General features: G+C 47.5%; 20 protein-coding genes and 1 riboswitch. Of the genes, 9 read left to right on the top strand and 11 right to left on the bottom strand.

The genetic code is table 11. From position 1 onward, the window contains the following. Positions 1 to 1009, top strand: a 1009-nt coding sequence (locus F8N00_RS07295) for an amino acid ABC transporter ATP-binding/permease protein (protein ID WP_421017981.1), incomplete at its 5' end; no start/stop codon positions are given. Positions 1010 to 1134: 125 nt separating this feature from the next. Continuing rightward, positions 1135 to 1776 carry a hypothetical protein gene (locus F8N00_RS07290; RefSeq protein WP_075642793.1) on the top strand — a complete coding sequence of 214 codons (642 nt, stop codon included), beginning with the start codon at positions 1135 to 1137 and terminating at the stop codon, positions 1774 to 1776. A gap of 40 nt (positions 1777 to 1816) precedes the next feature. On the opposite strand, the gene kynB is transcribed toward F8N00_RS07290, so the two are convergent. Genes kynB through kynU form a run of 4 tightly spaced genes read right to left on the bottom strand, consistent with a single transcriptional unit; the run spans position 1817 to position 5984 of the window. Continuing rightward, positions 1817 to 2440: an arylformamidase gene (gene kynB, locus F8N00_RS07285; protein WP_075642792.1), complete on the bottom strand. Its 624-nt coding sequence runs from the start codon at positions 2438 to 2440 to the stop codon at positions 1817 to 1819. Between the two features lie 13 nt (positions 2441 to 2453). Next, positions 2454 to 3293, bottom strand: a complete 840-nt coding sequence (gene kynA, locus F8N00_RS07280; protein WP_075642791.1) for a tryptophan 2,3-dioxygenase — start codon at positions 3291 to 3293, stop codon at positions 2454 to 2456. Positions 3294 to 3316: 23 nt separating this feature from the next. After that, the gene (locus tag F8N00_RS07275) at positions 3317 to 4696 is read right to left on the bottom strand and encodes an amino acid permease (protein WP_023466718.1); all 1380 of its coding nucleotides are present in this window, start codon (positions 4694 to 4696) and stop codon (positions 3317 to 3319) included. 10 nt (positions 4697 to 4706) lie between these two features. Further along, entirely contained in the window at positions 4707 to 5984 is a 1278-nt protein-coding gene (gene kynU / locus F8N00_RS07270) for a kynureninase (protein WP_075642790.1), read from the bottom strand. Positions 5985 to 6092: 108 nt separating this feature from the next. Between kynU and F8N00_RS07265 the strand changes: the two genes are divergently transcribed. The 3 genes from F8N00_RS07265 (at position 6093) to F8N00_RS07255 (ending at position 7591) form a co-directional block, all read left to right on the top strand. Next, entirely contained in the window at positions 6093 to 6722 is a 630-nt protein-coding gene (locus F8N00_RS07265; protein ID WP_075642789.1) for a TetR/AcrR family transcriptional regulator, read from the top strand. Positions 6723 to 6771: 49 nt separating this feature from the next. Beyond that, a complete protein-coding gene (locus tag F8N00_RS07260; protein ID WP_075642788.1) occupies positions 6772 to 7224 on the top strand; it encodes a DUF4385 domain-containing protein in 453 nt (150 codons plus the stop codon). 67 nt (positions 7225 to 7291) lie between these two features. After that, positions 7292 to 7591, top strand: a complete 300-nt coding sequence (locus F8N00_RS07255) for a hypothetical protein (protein WP_075642787.1) — start codon at positions 7292 to 7294, stop codon at positions 7589 to 7591. Between the two features lie 79 nt (positions 7592 to 7670). On the opposite strand, the gene F8N00_RS07250 is transcribed toward F8N00_RS07255, so the two are convergent. The 5 genes from F8N00_RS07250 to F8N00_RS07230 all read right to left on the bottom strand — a co-directional run bounded on the left by F8N00_RS07250 (position 7671) and on the right by F8N00_RS07230 (position 12817). Continuing rightward, on the bottom strand, positions 7671 to 8867 hold the full coding sequence (locus F8N00_RS07250; RefSeq protein WP_421017980.1) for an MFS transporter: 1197 nt from the start codon (positions 8865 to 8867) through the stop codon (positions 7671 to 7673). 222 nt (positions 8868 to 9089) lie between these two features. After that, a complete protein-coding gene (locus F8N00_RS07245; protein WP_075642786.1) occupies positions 9090 to 9647 on the bottom strand; it encodes a nitroreductase family protein in 558 nt (185 codons plus the stop codon). 121 nt (positions 9648 to 9768) lie between these two features. Beyond that, on the bottom strand, positions 9769 to 10326 hold the full coding sequence (locus tag F8N00_RS07240; RefSeq protein ID WP_058265448.1) for a hypothetical protein: 558 nt from the start codon (positions 10324 to 10326) through the stop codon (positions 9769 to 9771). 130 nt (positions 10327 to 10456) lie between these two features. Further along, positions 10457 to 12148 (bottom strand): DHA2 family efflux MFS transporter permease subunit, encoded by a 1692-nt coding sequence (locus F8N00_RS07235; protein WP_058265449.1) that lies wholly within the window; start codon positions 12146 to 12148, stop codon positions 10457 to 10459. A gap of 12 nt (positions 12149 to 12160) precedes the next feature. Continuing rightward, complete coding sequence (locus tag F8N00_RS07230) at positions 12161 to 12817, bottom strand: HlyD family secretion protein (protein ID WP_075642785.1); 657 nt, start codon at positions 12815 to 12817, stop codon at positions 12161 to 12163. A gap of 192 nt (positions 12818 to 13009) precedes the next feature. Between F8N00_RS07230 and F8N00_RS07225 the strand changes: the two genes are divergently transcribed. After that, on the top strand, positions 13010 to 13615 hold the full coding sequence (locus tag F8N00_RS07225; RefSeq protein WP_055969891.1) for a TetR/AcrR family transcriptional regulator: 606 nt from the start codon (positions 13010 to 13012) through the stop codon (positions 13613 to 13615). Positions 13616 to 13657: 42 nt separating this feature from the next. On the opposite strand, the gene F8N00_RS07220 is transcribed toward F8N00_RS07225, so the two are convergent. Then, positions 13658 to 14749, bottom strand: coding sequence for a diguanylate cyclase (locus F8N00_RS07220; RefSeq protein ID WP_244150225.1), 1092 nt, complete (start codon positions 14747 to 14749; stop codon positions 13658 to 13660). Between the two features lie 137 nt (positions 14750 to 14886). Next, complete coding sequence (locus F8N00_RS07215) at positions 14887 to 15342, bottom strand: MarR family winged helix-turn-helix transcriptional regulator (RefSeq protein WP_023466733.1); 456 nt, start codon at positions 15340 to 15342, stop codon at positions 14887 to 14889. A gap of 165 nt (positions 15343 to 15507) precedes the next feature. After that, positions 15508 to 15696, top strand: a riboswitch (Lysine riboswitch). Positions 15697 to 15828: 132 nt separating this feature from the next. On the opposite strand from F8N00_RS07215, the gene F8N00_RS07210 reads away from it, so the two are divergent. The 3 genes from F8N00_RS07210 to msrA all read left to right on the top strand — a co-directional run bounded on the left by F8N00_RS07210 (position 15829) and on the right by msrA (position 18590). Further along, positions 15829 to 17310 carry an amino acid permease gene (locus tag F8N00_RS07210; protein ID WP_023466735.1) on the top strand — a complete coding sequence of 494 codons (1482 nt, stop codon included), beginning with the start codon at positions 15829 to 15831 and terminating at the stop codon, positions 17308 to 17310. 80 nt (positions 17311 to 17390) lie between these two features. Then, positions 17391 to 17573, top strand: coding sequence for a hypothetical protein (locus F8N00_RS07205; protein WP_035399267.1), 183 nt, complete (start codon positions 17391 to 17393; stop codon positions 17571 to 17573). Between the two features lie 69 nt (positions 17574 to 17642). Then, entirely contained in the window at positions 17643 to 18590 is a 948-nt protein-coding gene (msrA, locus tag F8N00_RS07200; RefSeq protein WP_075642782.1) for a peptide-methionine (S)-S-oxide reductase MsrA, read from the top strand. Positions 18591 to 18701 lie beyond the last annotated feature (111 nt).

The following is an 18701-nucleotide window of genomic DNA, read 5'->3' as shown; positions in this document are numbered from 1 at the left end:
AGATGTGTATAAGAGACAGGTCTCGAACCTGGCCTTGAATACGATGGTGACGCTGATCATCTCTTGGCTCGTTCTTGGTGTCGGTGCCTATCTCGTCGCGAGTGGACAACTCGAAGGGGTCTTCCTCGCTTTACTCGTCATGACATCGCTGACGGTCTTTGAGAATGCGGCACCGATGGCGATTTTACCAGGCTTCTTTGAAGATAGCCGTCATGCTGCAAAACGACTTGATGAAGTCGTGTCCGAGCAAGAAGAGCCAACTTATGACACGTTTGTTCTCGATCAGGCACCATCCTTTGAAACGAACGCGTTGACGTTCACGTTCCCTGATGCACCGCGTCCGGTCTTACGTGACGTCACCGTTTCGATTCCTGCCGGCAAGAAGACGGCGATCGTCGGGGCGAGTGGTTCCGGGAAATCCACGTTACTTCAATTGATGTTACGGATGTATCCGACAGACGGATTAACGATTGCTGGTCAAGAGAGTCAGACGGTTGATCCGGAAGGACTGTGGCAACACGCAAATGTCGTGCTGCAACAGAATCATTACTTTTATGGAACGCTTCGCGATAATCTATTGCTCGCGAACGAAGCAGCAACGGACGAGGCGATGCTTCAAGCGCTCGATGATGTTGGGTTAACGACGTTCGAATTAAACGATCGTGTATTTGAAAAAGGCGAGAACTTGTCTGGAGGAGAAAAACAACGCTTAGCGATTGCTCGTGTGCTCTTGCGAGAAGCCTCGCTTTACTTGCTTGACGAACCGACGTCTTCCGTTGATGCTTTGACGGAACAGATGATTCTCAATCGACTGTTCACGCGAGCAGAGGACGCGACACTTGTTCTCGTCAGTCACCGGTTAGCGGGTCTTGAAGCGATGGATCAAATCATCGTCATGGATCAAGGTCACGTTATCGAAGTCGGAACATATACCGAATTGATGGCGCGACAAGGAGCGTTCTATGAATTAAAACAAGTCGAACAGTCTGTGTTTGCTCCGATTGGCTAAAGATATAGGATTGGCGATGAACCAATGTGGTGCATCGCCTTTTTTAGTTTATAAGGGAGAGCCGAAAAAGACATGACAGTCCATCTCTGAAATGGTAAAGTCTAGAAAAAGTGTGGAGGGATTTCATGCATATCGAACAATCATCCATCGTCGTCGATCAGACAACCGTTTCATATGATCATTTTCAAATGGGATCCAAACAGGTCTGCTTCTTGATCTCGGGAGCATCTTATTTGTACGACCATCCTTACTTCTACTACAGCCGGATGGCACTACTAGCTCGAGACATCGATGTCATCTGTATTCACTATGTGACGGAAGAGCTCTTTTCGATGACAGACGCAGAATCGAATGTCTGCATGACGCGCCGGGTCGACGCTGTCGTCTCAGAAGTGCTTGCGACACATACATACGAAAACGTTCAGTTCATCGCAAAGTCGTTAGGAACGATTCCGCTAGCGGCATTGCTTGCTAAGCCGAATCTACAGACAGCACGCTTCGTCTTCTTAACACCCGTTCTTGAAGCCGAAGTAGTCGAACAAATCGCCACATCGTCGCAAGCTGGACTCCTTGTCATCGGAACAGCCGATAAGTTTTATGATGAAGCGGCACTTGAAACGTGTCGCACCTCACAACTGACGATTGATGTTATTGAAGGAGCGAATCATTCTCTGGATCAAGGATTCGAGATCGATCCATCGCTTGCAGTCCTTGGGCATATCGTTCGTCAAATCGAAGCCAGTTTGTTCGAACCACTACCCAAGTAACAAAAAATCCGTCCAGCAGAAAGCCTGCTAGACGGATTTTTTAGTATGGACGAAGTAAGGCACGGACGGGACTACCGTCGCCATCGACGAGCGGGAGTGGGACGGCGTTGAGGTGGTAATCACCAGGCGTGATCGCATCGAGAACGAGTCCTTCAAGGATATGGACTCCATGATGCGCTAGTGCGTGATGGGCTGCCATTTCCTTGCTATCAATCGCATCGACGCTTGGTAAGTCGAGACCAATCAGCGAAATCCCGAGTTCGCCGAGACGTTCAGCAAGACTTGGCGTCAAGACGGGAATCGTTTCTGGGAAAGTTGATTTGTCGATCCAACCATCCGTTTTGATGATCAAGCGCTGGACGTCATTTAGCTCAAAGCCATCTAAATCAGAAGCTGTGATTTCTGTACGACCTGGTAAGTAAATGACGCGCGCATGTCCGATGTAGAGATCCGGATCAAGGTCGATGATTTTTTGTCCGGCATCGTCAAAATGAAACGGCGCGTCGACATGAGTGCCAGTATGCAGACTCATCGTTACCTTTCCGACGTTAACGGAACCGGTGTCTTCCTTATTCCATGTCAATATTGCTTCAAACGGTGTATCCCCCGGCCACGTCGTGACGTGGCGATCAAGTGGTTGTGAAACATCAATCCATCGTGTCATTGCTGAATCCTCCTCATAATGTCGTGCGGACTGACCACAGTTCCGGGAAGAACCGATGGTCGAGCACACGTCGTAGATAACTGACACCAGACGAACCGCCCGTTCCTGGCTTTTGTCCGATGATCCGTTCGACGGTACTCATATGGTTGAAGCGCCACATTTGTTGTTGGCTCCCGATATCGAGTAGTTTTTCACCGAGTTCATACAGATCCCAGTACCGATCGACATCACGATAGACAATTGCCCAGGCTGCTTCGACACTCGCATTCGGCGTCCAGTCTTGCGTAACATCACGCTCAAGGACGGATTCGTCGATCGGTAGCCCATGGCGCGCCATCGCCCGGATCGTTTCGTCGTAGATACTTGGTGTCTTCAAGTCTTCGAGCATCATCGGATAGAGTGTTTCGTCATGCGCATACACTTTTAGCATCTGCTCATTCTTGAAGCCGAGCGCGAATTCGATTTGACGGTTTTGATACGACTGAAAACCGGATGAGTGACCAAGCGCATCACGGAATTCTAGATATTCAGCAGGGGTCAAGGTCGACAAAACATTCCACGATTGAATCAACTGGTGCTGAATCTTTGAAATGCGTGCGAGCATCTTAAACGACGATTCGAGATCATCGTTTGCGACCGCTTGCGTCGCTGCTCGCATCTCATGCAGGATCAGCTTCATCCAGAGTTCGCTCGTTTGATGAATGATGATGAACAGCATCTCGTCATGATGCCCCGATAAGCGATGTTGACTCGTAAGCAATGGATCTAGTTGCAAATAATCCCCGTAGGACATATCTTTTTTAAAATCCGTTTGAATCGATGCTTCAATAGACGTAGGATCTGTCTTTGTCATTCCTATTCATCCCCTTTATCAAGTTAATTCAGTTTTCGTTTTTCAGCGGTCTGTGGTTGTTCCGGATGCGCCCGTTTCCAGAAGAAATAGGCGATCGATAAGAACACTAACCACGGTACACCAAACTTCAAGACGATTTGGAAATCCGTGAACCATGTCGTTAGGACGAGTGCGAATAACAACAATGCACCGAGGGAAGTCAGATACGGATAGCCCATCATCCGAACCGGTAACGTCCGTCCACCTTCACGTTCCCAGGCTTTACGGAAGTACAGATGGGAGATGAAAATCATGAACCATGTGAAAATCGCCCCGAACATCGAAATCCCCATCATGAATGGATAAGAGACGCTCGATTGACTGCTGATGATCGCTGCGAGAAAAATGCCGAGTGTCGATAAGGCGAGTGCGAAGAGCGGTACACCTTTTCGATTCAAGCGCCCAAATACTTTTGGAGCATACGTTGCCTTCGATAACGAATACATCATCCGTGTCGAAGCATAGAGTTGACTATTCATCGCGGATAGCGCCGCTGTCAGGATGATAAAGTTCATGATACCGCCTGCATATGGAATCGATAGCATCTCCATTACTTTAACGAACGGACTTTGATCGACACCGCCTGCTTGTTGCCACGGAACGATCATCAACATCAAAGCAATCGTGATGACATAAAACGTCGAGAGACGGAAGACCGTCGCTTTTAATGCTTTCGGTACGGCGACATCTGGATCCTTCGCTTCACCAGCAGTGACGGCGATCAATTCTGTTCCGAGGAAGCTGAACAGGGAGATGAAGATTGCGATCCAGAGACCTGAGAAGCCGAACGGCATGAAGCCACCGTCATTTGTGAAGTTTTGTGGACCAATCTCAGGACTTGGACTACCGATGACCAAGTAGGCACCAAGCAGGATGAATAGCAAGATGGCACTGATTTTAATGACTGAGAACCAGTATTCGAAGGTCGCGAACGTATTGACTGTCGTGGCATTGATATAGATCAGCGCGGCAGCGAATACGAGAATCCAGACGACCCCGGGAACGTCAGGGAACCAGTATTTCATATAGATAGCGATCGCACTGACCTCAACGCCAATCGCAAGAACGTTTGCGATCCAGTATGAATAGCGGACGAGAAAACCGGCATATGGACTAATGTATCGTTCGGCAATCGTACCGAACGAGCCAGATGTCGGATGGGCGACCGTCATTTCAGCGAGGCAGCCCATTAAAAGTAAGACGATGAAGGCGCCGACTGCGTAACTGATTAAAACGCTCGGTCCGGCAAGCCCGATCGCAAGTCCACTTCCGAGGAAAAGACCGGTACCGATCGCACAGCCCATCGCAATCATCGTGAGTTGGCGTGTCTTGAGTTCACGCCGTAGTTCAGTAGGTTGTTCCATGGTGTACTCCTTAAGCAACGACTTCGCGTTCATTCGCGAAACGTTCGTATTCTTTATCTTTCATGATTCGTTTGAGTGTCGCGACGACGTCATAGACATCGGTAAACGTATTGTAGAGCGCGACGGGTGCTAGACGGACGATGTTTGGCGCCCGGAAATCGGGGATAATCCGATTTTCCTTGAGTGCTTTACAGATCCGTGCTGCTTCCGGGTGCTCGAGGCTGAGATGCGCCCCGCGGCGTTTATCATCGATCGGATTTCCGATGACGAAACCGTACGGTGTGAGTTCCTGCTCGACGAGTTCCATCATGTACTGCGTCAACGCGAGTGATTTTGTCCGAACAGCTTCGATACCGACTTCGTCAAACATCTCTAATGCACCGATTTGTGGAGCGAGACTTAAGACGTGTGGTGTCCCGATTTGGAAGGCACCGGCATGCGCGGCCGGTGTCATCGTATGATCCATATCGAACTGCTTATCCTTCCGTGAACCGAACCAGCCTGTCAGACCAGGCAACGTTCCGAAATGACGTTCGTGGACGAATAATCCACCAACCGTTCCAGGACCGCCGTTCAAGTGCTTGTAATTACACCAGTAGGCAAAGTCGACATCCCAGTCATGGAACGCGTGGGGAACGGCTCCGACGGAATGACAACCATCAAAACCAATCAGGATGCCGCGGTCGTGTGCTGCCTTCGTCAAACGCTCCATATCGAGAATTTGTCCACTTCGATAAAGCACCGCCGGCAAGACGATCAATGCGATATCATCCGTCATCGCGGCGATGATATCATCTTCTTCTAAAAAGCGACCATCCCGACTCGGTACTTGGATGAGGTGTGTCTCAGGATCCAGACCACGTAAGCGAAGTTGGCTTTGAAGGGCATAGATGTCTGACGGGAACGTCAGCGCGTCCGCTAAAATCTTATCTCGACCTTCCGTTGGTTGGAAGAATGTCGCGACGAGTTGATGGAGATTGACGGTCGTCGAACCAGTGACCATGACTTCTTCTGCTTGTGCGCCGACGAGCGGAGCGTTGAGAGCAGCGAGACGTTCCGATAATTCGAACCAAGGATGACGTCCTTTCATCCAGCCATCGATCCCGAGTTCTTTCCAGTCTGATAGCGACTCGAGCAACGTCTTCTCGGCACGCTTCGACAATAAGCCGAGCGAGTTTCCGTCCATATAGATACTACCCGGTTGCAGATAAAACTCATCACGATAGGCGGCGAGTGCATCTTGCTCGTCCCGAGCAGCAGCATCGCTCCGTTTTGCTTGCAGTGTCATACGTCATCCTCCTCAAATGAATGCTCAATCAATTTTGACAAAAGCGTAGCAAACAAATTGACATTGTGTCAATATTATCGAATAGAGAAAACAAAAGGAGTGAAGGACATGTCATCTTCTCAACCAGAAAAAATCGATAAACGTCATCTGCGCACGGTGCGGACACGCGAGAAACTGTTGAGTGCGGCACGTGACGTCTTCTTAGAACAAGGGTTTCAAACGGCAACGATTTCACAAATCATTAAACAAGCTGGCGTCGGCTACGGAACAGCCTATGTCCATTTTGAAGGGAAAGATGAGTTGCTCGTCGTCCTGATGGAAGATGTCATGAGCCGCTTCCACGCGATCGCGGAACGAACATTCGAACCGACGACGCCGCTAGAGGCAAAGGAACGCATCGTGACGCAAGCGACGGATTTCTTACGTCTCGCGGAAGAAGAACGAGCGATGTTACGGGTTGTCGAGCAAGCAATCGGCGTGTCTTACATCGTCCGTGCGAAATGGAAAGCGATTCGGGAACGGTTCATTGATCGGATCAGTCAGGATATCCAGTATGCGCAGGAGACAGGACTTGCGCGGCAGGATGTCGACTCGAAACTCGTCGCCCGTGGTTGGTTCTTTGCGAATGAGATGTATTTATTCGAAGTCGTCCGCGAAGAGGCGACAGCGACGATCGAAGAGATTGCGCACGTCTTAGCGACGATTTATACGCAAGGGCTCTACCGGATCGAGGATTGATGAACGGACGGGAAGGGAACGTTTCGAAGTAGAAGGGAGCGTGACCGGGATGCCGTTTGATTACGATCTCGATTTCAAGACGACGGATTTTCGTAAGGAGCCGGAAAAGTACCGGGTTGGACGCGGGGAGCAAGGGGTCTTACTCGTCGAACCTTACAAAAGTGAGATTTTGCCGCATTGGCGTTTTAAGACGCCGGACATCGCGAAGGAATCGTCTGAGAAAATTTATGAGATGTATTTAGCTTATAAAGAAGACGGAGACTTCGTCGGCATGGATATGGCGCGGAAGTTCATTCAGATGGGACATACGCGCGCACGACGTTACGCGAACTACAAGGGTGGGCGTAAATATAAAGATAAAGAGACCAAAGAATTACACACGCGCGAGATTGACGAAGAAAAAGCAAAATCTGCGGCCATCTTCCAAGAAAAATGGGATTTGATCCGGGCTGATGAAGAATATCTTGAACTTAAACGTGCGCATCAAAAGCAGTACGGATAAGTGATTTCAAAATAAAGGGAATCAATTCAAATCATGCGATACTGAAAAGAAAATGGGAGGTATCGGTATGAACCGTTGGTGGGTTCCACTGTATCCGATTGGTCTGTTTTTACTGGTCGATCACTTTTTCTATAATATTTCAGTGACATGGCTTATCGTGCTTGGTGTCGTGAGCATCCTTTTGAGTGACCGTCCGAAGCGACCATCCTTTTCTTCGTATCGTCCGTTAATGATTGGGACACTTTTAATCGGCTGCGGTCTGATGCCGTGGTTGACGCTAGATTTTACAGGAATCGTCTTCGTTTTCTTGTTAACAGAAATCGTCGCGAAACTGCTTGTGTCAAGAACAGAGGAACAATCCGTATGACGGACGAATATCGTTAAACGAAATAGCCTCGACTGCTCTGTCCGATGGGATGGAGCAATCGAGGCTATTTTTGATTCGTTTAAGAACTTTGTTCGACCTTGGCAATCAATCGTGCTTGACGTTTTTGCCAGATGAATGATCCGATGAACGTCACGACGAGGAAAATCAGACCGAGTGCAAACGGATAGAGAATGTTGACGTCATATAGGACACCCGCAAGCGTCGGTCCGAGCACGTTCCCGATGCTCATGTAGGCGTTGTTCATCCCCATAGCAAAGCCTTGCTCATTACCAGCGAGCTTTGAAATCATCGTATTCAAGACGGGACGTAAAATCGATGTCGCGAGGAAGATGACGAGGGTAATCGCAAAGAATCCACCGTAACTTGATGTCAATAATGACAACAGGAAACCGAGTGCTGCGATGAACAGGAATAGGTTCAAGACCTTTCCTTCTCCGAGACTACGTGACAGCTTATCGACGATGAAGATTTGAGCAATGACGCTGATGATACCGGTCGATGTTACCATGATCGCGATGTCCTTCGGTGAAGCACCGAATTGGTCATCGACGAATAGACCAAGGACTGATTCGTATGCCATGAGACCAAAGCTCATGACGAGTGTAATGACGAGCGGTACGAAGTACGGTTTCTTAAACGACGTGCCGAGTTTTCGAAGCATCGATCCTTCGTCTGGTGCCATCGCTGTTGCATCGTGTTTTTCACTTTCTTGAAGTAACAGGACGCTGAACAAGACGGCTGCACCCGAGACGATCGCTGAGACGAGTAACGGTAATTTTAAGTCGTATTCGGCAAGGAAACCACCGATTCCAGGACCGATGACGATCCCGAGTGACATCACAGCTGAGACGTAACTGTTTCCTTTTGCGCGTTGATCCATCGTCGTGATGTCCGCGACGTAAGCAAAGATTGCTGGAATTAGGAGTGCAGCACCGGCACCACCAATTGCGCGCGAGATGTAGAGGACCGTGACGGAATTGGAGAAGTAGAAGACAAACATCGAGAGCGTCAAGCCGATCAATCCATAGATGATCATTTTGCGACGACCGTATTGGTCCGCCCATTTTCCGGCAATCGGTGACATGACGAGTTGTGCTCCGGCAAAGATGGCAATCATTAATCCAGCCGCCGTTCCACCCTGTCCAATCGATGCTAAGTAAGCGGGTAGAATCGGAATGATGATCCCGAAGCTCCCGACCGCAATGAACATGTTGATCATGAGGACCGTTAATTTTTTTCGTTGATCCGCGTGCAAGGGGACCCCTTCTTTCGACCCGCTTTCTGTAAGCGGTTATTTGTTTCACCTTCATCATCTTAGATTCAAGCTAAATCACCTGTCAATCATGAAGGGTTTCTCTAACAGAAAAACGTTCCGATTGCGTCTCCGTTTGGGGAGAGAGACGTCATCGGAACGTTTTTCTTTTTGAATTGGGGCTTGATTGGCGCGAGCAGGGGTAGCTCGCAGAATGCGCACCTCTTAAAAGTGCGTCAACTTGTCCTTTGCGGACGTTCTCGGTTTGACAGGTGGAACGATGGCAGGCCAGCCGATTTGAATGACACCGAGAACGCGTTCGTTTTCAGAAGCGTCAACGAGTGAGGCATACTCTGGTGTGAACCAGTGTTTCCCGCTCTTCCAGCAACACCCAAGACCTCGTTCTGTTGCTACTAACTGCAGATTTTGAATCATCGCAGCTGTTGCAAGTGTATCCTCTAGCTGTTGATCTGGTGTCCCTTGGACCTGACAAAGTATCGTTAAATAAACCGGGACTTCCCGTAATTTTTGTTCAGCCTGTTGACGTTGTTCAGACGTTTTCGTCTCGAATTGACCACGCGCCGTCAGTAACTCCATTAAGGCATCGACGTACCGTGTTTGTCCGTCTTCAATTGCAAGAACAAAGCGCCAAGGCTCTCGTAATTTATGATTCGGGGCATAAATCGCCGTGTCGAGTAATGCTTCTACCAATTCGACCGGAACGGGTTGTTCCGTATAAGACCGGATCGACCGGCGCGTTTCAATCACTTGTTGGGCATGCATCCGTTTCATCTCCTCACTGAGTACTTTTTCACTATAAATGATAACGATTATCATTGTCAACGTTATTTATCAGAAAACAAAAAGACGATTCCCGAGAGGAAATCATCTTTCGTTTTCGTATTTAAGAGGCTTTTCGTTCCTCGTCTTGATCTTGAGCAACGGTCGTTAGCTTCTTTTTCATAAGACGAATCCGATATAGGGCAAATAGATAATGAGCGAAATAGATCGTAAAACCAAGAAAAATCGTTAACGCTACATGAATTTGAACGCCAGGAACAGCATGGAGCTGAATGAAGAGCAAGACAGCCATTGCCATCGTATAAAGCACCATTTCCACCGATTGTGGCATGACGCGTTGACGTTTTAAGAAAAAGGAACGTATGAGTGGCAGGATGACGAGACTGACGAGACGATCAACCAGTCCGATGACGAGAACGCTGATCACCATCGCTAAACCATTTTCAAAAGCGATTAACCGTGGGAAGACAAGATAAGTGACGAGTAATAGTGGTCCAACTAATAAAAAGATTGAAATCGAGGCACGTGCGAATACGAAGAGCCCGTTGACACTTGTTAAAAAGGCACGAACGATCTTTTGTGACCAAGGGGATGGTCGACCAACTTGCCAAGCAAAACAACAAGCAAAGATGAACGCATAAAATTGCAGAAAGGCAACCATAAAGCATCTCCTTTAGATATGAAACTCATTGTCCCTAGTGTATCGATTTTAAGGCTGAAGTGCAAAGAAGAACTTTTCGTAAAGTATAAGAAAAGACCAGCTGATAGGACATCAACTGGTCTGTCGTCAATCAATCCAGATTCGGTTCTTTTTTTCCGTGCAAGAAGAAGGACAGAATCAGTGCAAGCGCAGATAAGACGGTCGCAATCCAGAACGCATCGGTGATCCCTTGGATCGTTGCTTGTTTCGTCAGCATCGTAAACCAACTCGTCGAAGCAGCTTGTGAGCTACCAAGCTGTTGACCAAGATCGTTTAAATGTTGCGAAAGCGTCGGGTCGAGCGTCGTGAACTGATTCGCATCGTCTGCCAAGTGAGCCGTCGTTTGACGGGTCATGACAGTGACGAGAATTGCCGTTCCGATGGAGCCGGCGACTTGACGAAGTGTATTCTGGGTCGCGTTTCCGTGCGGGATCATCTTCATCGGTAAAGCGTTCATACCGGCAGTCATGATCGGCATCATGATGAATGCCATACCGAACGATCGAAGCATATAGATACCCATGATGGAATAATACGACGTATCCATGTTCAATTGCGTCAATTCCCATGTCCCGTACGTCATCAACGTCAAACCGAAGATAGCGAGCGGTCGAATACCGAAGCGGTCAAATAAACGACCGGCAATCGGTCCGGTGATCCCCATGATTAGTGATCCGGGCAAAAGGAGAAGACCAGAGTCGACTGGTGAAAAACCACGAATACTTTGAAGGTAAATCGGTAAAAGTAACATCCCGCCGAACAAGGCCATCGTGACGATAACGTTGATGAAGAGGGTGAACGAAAATTCCGGTACCTTCAACACGCGAATGTTCAGCATCGGATCTTCCATCGATAGCTCACGCATCGCAAAAGCTGCAATTCCGATTAAGCCGATGACGATCGTGCTGATGACGATCGGGCTATCCCAGCCGTCATTCCCGGCTTCACTGAATCCGTAAAGGAGACTCCCGAATCCGATCGTACTGAATAAGACGCCCAGTGCGTCAAAAGAAGGTTTCGAGAGTGGCTGCGTCAGGCGGAACCAGGCAGTACCGAGTAACAATGTTACTAATCCAAAGAACGACATCGCATAAAACATGACGTGCCAATCATAGTTTTGGATGACATATCCTGTGATCGTAGGTCCGACAGCAGGAGCGAGAATCATCGCGATTCCGAGCATTCCCATGGCAGCACCGCGTTTATGCGGTGGGAATAACGTCATGAAGACGTTTGATCCGAGTGGCATCAAGATACCAGCCCCCGCTGCCTGAACGACGCGACCGATCATCATGACCGGGAAGTTCATTGCCATCGAACAGATGACCGATCCGAAGAAAAATAGTGTCATCGAAGCGAGGAACAGCTGGCGGAACGTGTAGCTTCGCATCAAAAAGGCACTGATCGGAATCAAAATCCCGTTGACGAGCATGAAGCCCGTCGTCAACCATTGGGCAGTGGACGTCGATACGTTGAAATCATTGATCAGAACCGGTAACGCGACATTGATCAACGTTTGGTTCAAAATAGCAATGAACATACCGATGAGTAAGACCGTCAGTACTTTCGGAATACTGACGTTTTCAGTCGATACCTGTTTTGAAGGTGCTGCGACTGGTGGTGTTACGGTCATCGTCGGTTCCGCCTCGAGGGATTCCTCAAGAGTCGGTCCGTCCGTCGCCAGCGCCGTGTCGGATGAGCGACTTCGACGGGCGATCCAGTTGACGCCGATGATGATCAGAATCGTGAACGCACTGTATCCGAATAAGAAGGTAGTAGACATCAACGTCCCTCCTTAATCCTTATGAATGCGGACGGTCACATTCATACCAGGTCGAATGTCGAGTGATTTTTCTTGCGAGAGTGAGACTTTAACAGGAATGACTTGTGCGACTTTCGTGTAATTCGCGTTTCCGTTTGAAGAAGGCATCATTGAGAACGTGGAAGCCGTCGTCATACCGATTTGCTCGACTTCACCAGAAAGTGTCGTGTCCGGGTAGCTGTCGACGTAAACATCCACTGTTTGTCCGACTTTGATTTCATCGATTTCTGTTTCTTCGATGTTCGCTGTGACCCAAAGGTCGTTTAAGTCAAAACCATATGCGAGAGGTGTACCTGCTGCGACGAAGCCGTTCTTTGTCGCCATCGACTGAACGATCGTTGCTTTTGAGGGCATTGAAACCGAGAGATCCGTCGGTTTTTGTCCGGCTTGTGCCGTCATGACGTGTCCGACTGTTGCGCCACTGGCAAGTGATTCGCCTGTTTTCGCAGACCAGTCTGTTAATTTACCAGCGCTTGGGCTCGCAATCGTTATCATCTTACCGTCGATTTTCGCATTGTCTGTTTTGACATAGCTCGTTGCTTGATCGTAATAGTAGTATCCGACAACACCACCACCGATTAAAACGATGAGTGTCACGATATTGATGATCAATAATTTTTTCATACTCATGGGTGTGTTAGCATCCTTTCTTGTGTACAATCGATTCAAAAAAAGTACTCCTCTGGGGGGAGGAGTAATTAATATAGTTAATTATATGGAACGTTAGCTAACAAACAACCGACAATTTCCGACAAAATGTTGGAAAAATAGATGATAACGGATTCATTAATGAAAAGATGGTGAAAAAGGAGTGAAATATGGATGAATGAGAGCCGTGATCCCCGACCAAAACGGTCACGTGACCGTATTACGATGGAATTATTTCGTTTACTGAAGACGCACAGCTTCTCGAGCATTACTGTCAAAATGTTGACGGATGGAGCAGGTGTGAATCGTTCGACCTTCTACGCACACTATACAGATAAGTATGATTTGCTCGACCAAGTCGTTGAGGAGCAAATGAAAGCACTTGAACAAGCGATTCGGATCACGGGTACAGGAACTGTATTTCCGACAGTCGAGCAGGTGAGTCGCTATTTTGCTCGTTTGTTCATTCATATCGAAGAAAATGAACTATTCTATCAGACGATGCTCGTTCAAGGACCGATCAAAACGTTCATCTCTCGTTTTCTCGATACATTGAAAGAGAATTATCGAATTGTGTTTCGACCGCAAATCACAGAAGAAGCTACGTTCGTCGATCGGGACTTATTATTGAACTATGTCATTGGTGGACAGTTAGGATTGTTGATTTCTTGGTTACGAAACGGTCGACCGTATTCATCAGAATACATGGCAGAACAATTAAGTCGGATGATTGTTTTCGGAACGGTTGAAAGTATCGGTTTTCCTAAAGAGACGGAATGAAGACGTAAAAAAGACACTCCCCTACGGAAGTGTCCAATTAGTTTAAGCTTGTCGGAATGCAAGTTCTTTCGAATAAATCGTACTCCGGTTCCGTCCGCTTTCTTTTGAGTAATACAACGCTTTATCTGCCTGTTGTAATGCTTCAAGTGACGTGTGCGAACCACTAGAATGTGAAATCCCAAGTGAGATCGTGATTTGCAGATCAGGTACATCTGATGTCGGGAACAGGTTACGTGCGACCGTCAACCGAGCTAGTTCTGCTATTTTTTGCGCTTCTTTCGCCGAAGTACTTGGTAAGATGATTAAAAATTCTTCACCACCGTACCGTCCGACGAGGTCGTCTGGACGCGTCAAGGAAGCGAGAGTCATGCCGAGTTGGCGTAACACATCATCGCCCGCATCATGACCATATGTATCATTGACATGCTTGAAGAAATCGATATCGATGAGCACAAGTGAATAGCCTTGATCGGTCGAACCGACAAGTGATAGCGAGTCATCCAGACGACGGCGATTGGCGAGTCCTGTCAAAGCATCTGTCATAGCGAGTTTCTGCTGATACTGGATGTTTTCAAAGTGACGGCGTAATTCCGTCAGTAATCGAAAGGCAACAAAGCCAGCTAATAAATTAAAGAAGACGTACGCAATCGAGATTTTAAAGAATGTCGACCAGCTGTGCGTCAGGATGTAGATGGCGGGTAACGAATAGAGAATACCGACCAACACCATAAGTTGAAAATGACGCATCGAGACATGGACGAATCGACGAATGATCCCAATCGTCGTGATGAATAAGACGATGATCAGCGTAGATAAATAAAATCCTTCCATTTGATCAACTGGTGTTAAAAAGTAACGTGTTCCGATGATCATTGCTCCTGCAACGATGGCGCTTGGGAAACCACCGAACAGCATGGCGATCGCGACGGGAACGATACGTAAATCAACACGGGCGACATCGATTTGGATCCCATTGAACATTAATAAGACCGCAATCAGACCAAAGACTGCTCCGAGTATAAGTCGAATGCTCCATTTGGAGTTCAATGAAATACGCGGTTGATTCCGAAACGGTAAGAACAAGAGAGTAATCGTTGTGAACAGTAGACAAAAGTTAATGATGAATTGATTCATGATGGCCAACAAATCCTCCCAACTCCCCCAGCTAACAGATTTCCATATATATACTTCCAGTATACTCAAGTAGATAACGGTTAGACATAGAGAAATCTTTAGACAAAATAGAAAAAACGGTAGAAAATCTACCGTTTTTAAGAAGATGAAGTAAGAGTATCTTCATCCATCGTCTGTAAAATTTTATCAAAGACACGAATCATCGTTTCGAGCTCTTCTTCCGTCAATGTACCGAAGCGATCTTGTAAATAGTTTTTCCGAACGATTTCGAGATCTCGAAATGCACGTTCCCCGTCCTCCGTCAAAGCGAGGACGATCGAACGACGATCTTCCGTCGAACGTGTCCGTGTGACGTATCCTTGTTTATACAGCTTATCCGTTAAAGCAGTGACTTGACTCGTCGCGAGCTCAAATTGTTCCGCGAGAAGCGTCGGGCGCTGAGGTCCATTTTCAGAAAGGCTTCGTAAGATGAAAAATTCACTCCGGGTCGCCGTTCCTTCAAATAGCCGGTTAAGTTCACGTCGCAGGGTACGAAGAATGACACGCATTTGTTCTTCGAGTCGATAAGTTAGCAAATCACGTTCCTGTGGCATGCAAGCAGCATCCTTTCTCTCAGTGGACTTCTACCATTTAGTGTACTAAACATATCGGATTTTTACCATCTACTACCCCAGATTCGAAAAAGGCAATTGACAATTTCGTGGCGTTTTGTGTAATATGGCGTAGTAATAACTAACTTAATTCAGTTCTCACTCAACCAGTGGGATGGAGGTTGCAGTTCTTAAGAGTACGGTTACGGATGTCGTCAAGCGACAGATGAAGTGACCTGAAAGGAAGAATTGCCGAAATCAATCATCGCTTTGAAGATGATCGATTGGGATTAGATCGAATAGGTCTAATACTGTCACAAGTCGGGTATCACTTACTTGTGGAGAGCTATCTTTCACGACGGTAGAATGAGGCGCATCCATTTTATTATGTTGCGTTCTCATCTTCCATCTGGAAGATGAGGACGCTTTTTGTTTTTTTCATTCAAAAAGTGTCCTCTCAAAAAATCTAAACAGAGAGAAGCGAACGAAATGAACAATCTAGATGTAAAACAAACAACAGATTCGACAGCAGAAGGATTAAAACGTGGATTACAAGCCCGTCATATGTCGATGATCGCCATCGGTGGGGCAATCGGAACAGGACTCTTCATTGCGTCCGGTGCTTCCGTCGCAGCAGCAGGACCAGGTGGGGCGCTCCTATCGTATGCAATCGTTGGTCTGATGGTCTACTTCCTGATGACAAGTCTTGGTGAAATGGCGGCGTACATGCCGGTCGCTGGATCCTTCTCGACATATGGAACGAAATTCGTCGATCCATCATTCGGCTTTGCACTTGGCTGGAACTACTGGTACAACTGGGCAGTCACGATCGCAGTCGAACTCGTCGCAGCACAAATTGTTATGACGTATTGGTTCCCGGACGTTCCTGGATTTTATTTCAGTGCTTTGTTCCTCTTACTCATGATTGGCTTGAACTACTTCTCCGTTAAAGGATTCGGAGAAGCGGAGTATTGGTTCGCCATGATTAAAGTCGTTACCGTTATCGTCTTCTTAGTCGTCGGTGTTGCGATGATTTTCGGTGTCTTTACATCGGAGCCACCGGTTGGATTTAAAAACTTTGCTCTTGGCGATGCGCCGTTCGTCGGTGGGATTCCTGCCGTCATCGGTATCATTCTCGTTGCCGGATTCAGTTTCCAAGGTACAGAACTGGTCGGGATTGCAGCGGGTGAATCGGAAGATCCGAAAAAGAATGTTCCAAAAGCAGTCAAACAAGTCTTCTGGCGCATCTTGCTTTTCTACGTCTTCGCGATTTTCGTCATCGGAATGCTCATTCCGTATACAAGTCCGAACTTGGTTTCGAATGACATTACGGACGTAGCGGTTAGTCCGTTTACGCTCGTCTTTGAAAAAGCAGGTCTTGCGTTCTCAGCAGCACTCATGAACGCCGTCATCTTGACGTCTGTTTTATCTGCCGGAAACTCAGGTATGTATGCTTCGACACGGATGCTGTACACACTGGCGCGTCAAGGGGATGCACCGAAGTTGTTCGCGAAAGTATCGAAAAACGGTGTACCGCGTAACGCTTTGCTTGCAACAGGTGCGGTCGGTGCTCTCTGTTTCTTGACGTCGATGTTTGGTGGACAAGTCTACTTGTGGTTACTCAATGCTTCCGGTATGACAGGCTTCATCGCATGGCTCGGGATTGCGATCAGTCACTATCGTTTCCGTAAAGGATTCCTTGCACAAGGTCACTCGTTGAAAGACTTACCATATGTTGCACCAGCGTTCCCATTCGGTCCGCTGTTCGCCTTCGGTCTTTGTTTCCTCGTCATCGTCGGTCAAAACTATGCCGCATTCCTCGCTGATCAAATTGATTGGGTCGGAATTGCCGCAACGTATGTTGGTATTCCATTATTCCTTGCCTTCTGGTTAGGACATAAATTCAAAAACCGGACGTCAATCGTTCGTTATGACGAGATGGACTTCCCGGAACATCCACGTCAATCTTAATCATTGAGCCACCTTCAAATGAAGGTGGCTTTTTAGATGTCGCTTCAAGTAAGATGAAAGAAAAACAGGAGGCGATCTTCGTGAATTACTGGTACCACTTTAAGCGTGCCTTCTTACCGATCGCATTATTGCTTGTGACGCTAGCCTTATACCAAATGATTTATCGTTTGAATAACATCTGGTATTCGCTTGGAGGACTTCTCCTTGTCTTTGCGGCGATTTACTTCGTCATGCGTCGTCTAAAAGCGAACCCAGAGGATTGAATGAGCAGGAAAGTCGAGTCCATTCTCTGAACGCGGTAAAATAGACACATACAGAGGAGGGGAAGATAGATGGCAAAAGCAATATTTGCAGGTGGTTGTTTCTGGTGCATGGTCAAGCCATTCCATAAATATGATGGGGTAGAGCAGGTCATTTCAGGATATACCGGTGGTCATACAGAGAACCCGACTTATAAAGAGGTCTGTTCGGAAACGACAGGTCACTTGGAGGCGGTTGAAGTCACGTACGATCCGTCCGTCATTACGTACGAAGAATTACTCGATATCTTCTGGCGTCAAATCGATCCGACAGATGGTGGAGGTCAATTCAATGACCGTGGTGAATCATACCAACCGGCTATCTTTTATGTCGATGAAGCACAGTGTGAAGCAGCTGAACGTTCGAAAGCAGCGCTTGACGCATCAGGACGCTTCTCGCGTCCAGTCGCGGTAGAGATTCGTCCAGAAAAGCCGTTTTGGCCAGCCGAAGAATATCACCAAGATTATTATAAAAAGAATCCGTTCCGTTATCAGATGTATAGTGTCGGCTCAGGTCGCGCGAAATTCATCAAAGAAGCGTGGAAGGACCACGGTAAGGAAAAAGAATTGAAAGAGCGTCTGACACCAATTCAGTATAAAGTCACACAAGAGAACGGGACAGAACCCGCTTTCCGTAACGAATACTGGGATGAAGAACGTCCAGGACTGTACGTCGATATCGTCGATGGTACACCACTCTTCACATCAAAAGATAAGTTCCAGTCAAACTGCGGTTGGCCGAGCTTCGCTAAACCCATCTCAGAAGACAAGATGGAAGTCGAACTCGATACGAGTCACGGGATGACGCGGACGGAAGTGCGTTCTGCGAATGCGGATAGTCACCTCGGTCATATCTTCGATGATGGTCCGACAGAACTTGGTGGTCTTCGCTATTGTATCAACTCAGCAGCATTACGATTTATTCCACTTGAAGAGCTTGATTCGGCAGGATATGGGGAATATAAAAAACATTTCGAGTAACATGTAAGGAGCAGTCAAACGATTTCGTTTTGACTGCTCTTTTTTTCAAATGGAAGGGAGAGAATCGAATGTTTCGACCTGTATATGAAGAGCTGTCTCTTATACACATCT

Source organism: Exiguobacterium sp. A1_3_1 (genome assembly GCF_048985645.1).
In the GTDB taxonomy this organism is placed as follows: domain Bacteria; phylum Bacillota; class Bacilli; order Exiguobacteriales; family Exiguobacteriaceae; genus Exiguobacterium_A; species Exiguobacterium_A indicum.
The sequence above is the reverse complement of the archived record's forward strand: the minus strand, read 5'-3'. Positions and strand labels throughout refer to the sequence as shown.

Bases quoted from the DNA above. Each gene is read 5' to 3' on its own strand.
- F8N00_RS07245 (WP_075642786.1), bottom strand. From the start codon at position 9,647: ATGCATGCCCAACAAGTGATTGAAACGCGCCGGTCGATCCGGTCTTAT.
- kynB (WP_075642792.1), bottom strand. From the start codon at position 2,440: ATGACACGATGGATTGATGTTTCACAACCACTTGATCGCCACGTCACG.
- F8N00_RS07220 (WP_244150225.1), bottom strand. From the start codon at position 14,749: ATGAATCAATTCATCATTAACTTTTGTCTACTGTTCACAACGATTACT.
- msrA (WP_075642782.1), top strand. From the start codon at position 17,643: ATGGCAAAAGCAATATTTGCAGGTGGTTGTTTCTGGTGCATGGTCAAG.
- kynA (WP_075642791.1), bottom strand. From the start codon at position 3,293: ATGACAAAGACAGATCCTACGTCTATTGAAGCATCGATTCAAACGGAT.
- F8N00_RS07210 (WP_023466735.1), top strand. From the start codon at position 15,829: ATGAACAATCTAGATGTAAAACAAACAACAGATTCGACAGCAGAAGGA.
- kynU (WP_075642790.1), bottom strand. From the start codon at position 5,984: ATGACACTGCAAGCAAAACGGAGCGATGCTGCTGCTCGGGACGAGCAA.
- F8N00_RS07235 (WP_058265449.1), bottom strand. From the start codon at position 12,148: ATGTCTACTACCTTCTTATTCGGATACAGTGCGTTCACGATTCTGATC.
- F8N00_RS07230 (WP_075642785.1), bottom strand. From the start codon at position 12,817: ATGAGTATGAAAAAATTATTGATCATCAATATCGTGACACTCATCGTT.
- F8N00_RS07275 (WP_023466718.1), bottom strand. From the start codon at position 4,696: ATGGAACAACCTACTGAACTACGGCGTGAACTCAAGACACGCCAACTC.
- F8N00_RS07265 (WP_075642789.1), top strand. From the start codon at position 6,093: ATGTCATCTTCTCAACCAGAAAAAATCGATAAACGTCATCTGCGCACG.
- F8N00_RS07290 (WP_075642793.1), top strand. From the start codon at position 1,135: ATGCATATCGAACAATCATCCATCGTCGTCGATCAGACAACCGTTTCA.
- F8N00_RS07260 (WP_075642788.1), top strand. From the start codon at position 6,772: ATGCCGTTTGATTACGATCTCGATTTCAAGACGACGGATTTTCGTAAG.
- F8N00_RS07255 (WP_075642787.1), top strand. From the start codon at position 7,292: ATGAACCGTTGGTGGGTTCCACTGTATCCGATTGGTCTGTTTTTACTG.
- F8N00_RS07215 (WP_023466733.1), bottom strand. From the start codon at position 15,342: ATGCCACAGGAACGTGATTTGCTAACTTATCGACTCGAAGAACAAATG.
- F8N00_RS07225 (WP_055969891.1), top strand. From the start codon at position 13,010: ATGAATGAGAGCCGTGATCCCCGACCAAAACGGTCACGTGACCGTATT.
- F8N00_RS07240 (WP_058265448.1), bottom strand. From the start codon at position 10,326: ATGGTTGCCTTTCTGCAATTTTATGCGTTCATCTTTGCTTGTTGTTTT.